The sequence below is a fragment of the Bulleidia sp. HCP3S3_C9 genome (assembly GCF_052064035.1).
GTDB lineage: Bacteria > Bacillota_I > Bacilli_A > Erysipelotrichales > Erysipelotrichaceae > Bulleidia.
Genome location: NZ_JBQHWJ010000086.1, coordinates 1 through 4,263, shown reverse-complemented (window position 1 = coordinate 4,263; position 4,263 = coordinate 1). Strand labels below are relative to the sequence as shown.

Below are 4,263 nucleotides of genomic sequence, written 5' to 3'. Positions count from 1 at the left end.
CAAGAAAAGAATGCATCAGATCACAGATTTCTTCCGTATTGCTGACATGAAGAAAGATGATCTTTTCATTTATTCTATTTCTTGAATTCACCATTTTGCTAATATAGCCAAGAAAAAAGGAAGAAATTAATCTTCCTTTTCAACAAATTCAGCATCAACAACTTCAGTTTCATTAGAATACTTTTCAGGATGATCTAAAATATCCATGAATTCTTCACCTGTAATTGTTTCTTTTTCATATAGATAATTTGCGATACGATCGAGATCTTCTCTATGATCTTCCAATAGTTTCTTTGCCTTATCATGTTGTTTCTTGATCAATGCAACAACTTGCTGATCAATTTGAGAAGCGGTTGTATCTGAACAAGCTAGACTTGCATCTCCACCTAAATATTTATTATTGATAGATTCCATTGCTACCATGTCAAAATCGTCTGACATACCATATTGAGAAATCATTGCACGAGCAATCTTTGTTGCCTGCTCGATATCATTAGATGCACCTGTTGTAATACGTCCAAATACAACTTCTTCTGCGGCTCTGCCGCCAGTAAATGTTGCGATACGATTTTCCAGCTCTTCTTTTGTATAGAGGTAATGGTTGCCTTCTTCTACCTGCATTGTATAACCTAATGCACCAGAAGTTCTTGGAATAATTGTAATCTTCTGTACAGGTGCTGAATGTGTCTGCAAAGCTGCGACAAGTGCATGACCAACTTCATGATAAGAGACAGTTTTCTTTTCTTCATCAGATAGAATTGCATTCTTTTTCTGATATCCAGCAAATACAACTTCGATACTGTCTTCTAGATCCTGTTGTGTAACACAGTTTCTTTTTTCTCTGACTGCCTTTAATGCAGCTTCATTGACAATGTTGGCAAGTTCAGCACCAGATGCACCAGATGCCATTCTTGCAATCATGTTGAAGTCGATATTGCCATCTGTTTTCACTTTCTTTGCATGCACTTTCAAGATGTCTTCTCTGCCTTGCAAATCTGGAAGTTCTACAGGAACTCTTCTATCAAATCTTCCAGGTCTTAACAGGGCTGGGTCTAGATTTTCTGGTCTATTTGTAGCGGCTAAGATAATAACACCGCTGTTTCCTTCAAATCCATCCATTTCAGTCAATAACTGGTTGAGTGTCTGCTCTCTTTCATCATTTCCACCCATGCCACTTGCATTTCTCTTTCCGCCGATGGCATCAATTTCATCGATGAATACGATACATGGTGCTTTCTCTTTTGCCTGTTTGAATAAGTCTCTGACTTTAGAAGCACCCATACCTACAAATAATTCAACGAATTCACTACCTGAGATGGAGAAGAATGGAACATTACTTTCTCCGGCAACAGCTTTTGCGAGCATTGTTTTACCAGTTCCAGGAGGACCGACAAGCAAGATGCCTTTTGGCATTGTTGCACCAATATCTTTGTACATGCCTGGATTTTTTAGATATGTAACAATTTCCTGTAACGATTCTTTGGCTTCATCTTCACCAGCGACATCACTGAAACGGATCCTTTGTTTATTCTTGTCATAAACACGTGCGTTACTTTTGCCCATGCCAAACATGTTGCCACCCATAGGCATGCCGCCACCTTTGCTTCCTCTTGACATTAATGCGCGTAATAGAAGCGTTGCGAAGAAGATTGGAATGATCCATCCCATTAAAAACTGCAGGAATGGGGAAGTTTCTTCAACAATTTCTGCCGTAAAGTCAACGTTGTGATCTTCTAGACGTGTCATCAGATCAGGATCATTAAATTTACCTGTGCGGTAGACTGTTTTGCTGTCTTTTAACATGTATAGAATCTGGTTGCTTTGTTCCTGTACTTCTTTTACGTTTCCTTTGTTTGTTTCTTTTACGAATGTGGAATAATTCGCATCTTCTATCTGCGCTGTCTTCATGAATGGAACCATGACGAGATTTAACATGGCTAATACCAGCATAACAACTGCATAGTAATAGATGATTGGTTTTTTTGGCTTATTTGAGTTGTTTTTATTGCTATTTTGGTTCAAATCGATCACCTCATTTCATTGTTATTATATATTAGCACAGCTACTTCTAGAGTGCTAATTTTTGCATGAATTTTTACTGAACAATTATGTGCAAATGTCAAAAATGCGTGCTATGATTGAGTTAGAAATGGAGCATATTTAATATGACAAATAAGATAATTACGATTTCCCGTCAGTTTGGAAGTGGCGGTAGAACAGTTGGTAAACTGGTAGCTGAAAAGCTGGGAATTCCATGTTATGACAGCCAGATCATTTCAGAAATTGCCAAAAAGAGCGGCTTTGCGGAAGAATACATCAAAGAAAATGGAGAATATATGGAAAGTTCAGGATTCTTCGCTTCTTTGGGAAATGTTGGATACTATGGTCAAAGCAATCAATTAACGATCTGGAGTGAACAGTGTCGTATCATTAAAGAACTTGCAGAAAAAGGAAACTGTGTAATTGTTGGAAGATGTGCAGACTATGTACTGAAAGATGCTGATGTATCTTTGTTGAAAACATTTATTTATGCAGATATGGATTTTCGTGCAAAAAGAATTGTTGAGCAATATGGTGAATCAAATATCAATCCTGAGAAGAGATTGAAAGACAAAGATAAGAAAAGAGCAGCATATTATGAAATCTATACGGATCAGAAGTTTGGTAATCCATTGAACTATGATTTGTGTTTGAAGAGTTCTTCGTTATCTGTTGAAAGATGTGCAGATATCATTGCGGAAGAGTACAATAGAAAGTAACAAAAAAATCACTGAAAAGTGATTTTTTTACTTTAGATCTTTAAAATTTGTTGTTAAGACAATTAAGAAACTAACTGCCATTGTTAATCCAGCGAATAATTTTGTATACCAAGGGAATTGGCCAATCATGCATACAATAAATGCCAGTGCAAACAATACCAGCAAAAATACTTTTTTTACCATGGAAATCTCCTTTAAACATGTATCATTATACAAGAAATGAAAACAATAGTGTTATATATGTTATAATCAAAAGCGCAGTTGTCTCAGTAGCTCAGCAGGATAGAGCATTCGCCTCCTAAGCGAAAGGTCGTGCGTTCGAATCGCATCTGGGACGCCATATTGATATAAAACAGCGATGAAATCATGTGATTTCATCGCTTTTCCATAATAGAATTCATTTAAGTTCACACTGTAGAAATAGAAAAATAAATCAAGCTTTTAAAAAATTCATAACAAGCTTGACCATTGTTTCTTTTTCCTCTGGTCTAGATTCGGCAATCATTAATGTAATAGCAACTAAGGCGCTATCTGAAATGATTTGTTTTCCATCAATGATTAAATGTTGATTCTTATTCAAAAATTCAAGAAAAATAGAAGCGCCAATTCGTTTGCATCCATCTACAAAAGGATGATCTTTGACTAGAAAGTACAGTAGATTAGCTGCTTTCTCTTCGATACTTGGATAGATTTCATGTCCAAAGACATTTTGATATACAGCTGCAATAATTCCGTTTAATTTACCTGTTTCTTTTTCGACACCAAATACATCTGAAAACCCACCATATTTCATAGAATCAATAAGAGTTCTACACTCTTCATAAGTCAATCGATAAATTGAATCCTTACCTTTTGGCTTAGAAATACATCCATGATCATAATCATCAAGTAATGATAATGCATTTGAATAAGCTTCAATTACATTGAGTACTTCTTTTTCTTCGATATCTAAAGCAGAAGCAAGCATTCTAGACTGAATTTGGATAGTTTTATTTAAAACTTCAAGTCTTTTTTCGTTAAGCACGTAGCCCTTTATCATGTAGTCTTTCAATATTGAAGTTGCCCATTTACGGAAGATTACACCGTTTTAAGATTTCACACGATAGCCAACAGAAATAATCATGTCAAGATTATAGTATTCAATTGATCTCTGAATTTTCCGACTTCCTTCAGTTTGAACTGTCGCAAATTTTGAGACAGTTGAATCATCCAATTCTTCTTTTAAAGCGTTATTGATGTGTTTGCCAATTGTTTTAATATCTCTGCCAAATAATTGTGCTATTTGATTACGATTAAGCCAAACCGTTTCGTTATCAGGTGATACTGTAACATCTAGTTGTAAATCGCCATTTACAAATCAAATAATTTCATTGTTCATGTGGTCCTCCAATTATTTTACATAATTGACCATCTGATTCATTGACAAGCAAAAATAGGAAAAGCAGCATTCAAAGCATTCGTAATCTGTCTGCGGGTCATTGGATGAGATTTAAAAATATATTTG

At 35.5% G+C, this 4,263-nt stretch carries 4 protein-coding genes, 1 tRNA gene and 1 pseudogene; 2 read left to right on the top strand and 4 right to left on the bottom strand.

The window, feature by feature from the left end:
- Positions 1–126: 126 nt before the first annotated feature.
- A complete protein-coding gene (ftsH, locus tag ACTND6_RS10540) occupies positions 127–2,022 on the bottom strand; it encodes an ATP-dependent zinc metalloprotease FtsH (RefSeq protein ID WP_441024163.1) in 1,896 nt (631 codons plus the stop codon).
- 143 nt (positions 2,023–2,165) lie between these two features.
- On the opposite strand from ftsH, the gene ACTND6_RS10535 reads away from it, so the two are divergent.
- Positions 2,166–2,759, top strand: a complete 594-nt coding sequence (locus ACTND6_RS10535; protein WP_441024165.1) for an AAA family ATPase — start codon at positions 2,166–2,168, stop codon at positions 2,757–2,759.
- A gap of 27 nt (positions 2,760–2,786) precedes the next feature.
- Here ACTND6_RS10535 and ACTND6_RS10530 read toward each other — a convergent pair whose 3' ends face one another.
- Complete coding sequence (locus tag ACTND6_RS10530; protein WP_441024166.1) at positions 2,787–2,942, bottom strand: hypothetical protein; 156 nt, start codon at positions 2,940–2,942, stop codon at positions 2,787–2,789.
- Between the two features lie 80 nt (positions 2,943–3,022).
- Between ACTND6_RS10530 and ACTND6_RS10525 the strand changes: the two genes are divergently transcribed.
- Positions 3,023–3,099: transfer RNA gene (locus tag ACTND6_RS10525), tRNA-Arg, on the top strand.
- A gap of 93 nt (positions 3,100–3,192) precedes the next feature.
- Here the strand turns inward: ACTND6_RS10525 and ACTND6_RS10520 are convergent.
- Positions 3,193–3,552, bottom strand: a complete 360-nt coding sequence (locus ACTND6_RS10520) for a type II toxin-antitoxin system death-on-curing family toxin (protein WP_441045100.1) — start codon at positions 3,550–3,552, stop codon at positions 3,193–3,195.
- Between the two features lie 156 nt (positions 3,553–3,708).
- Positions 3,709–3,972, bottom strand: a pseudogene (rhuM, locus tag ACTND6_RS10515) (RhuM family protein); the annotation flags it as partial.
- Positions 3,973–4,263 lie beyond the last annotated feature (291 nt).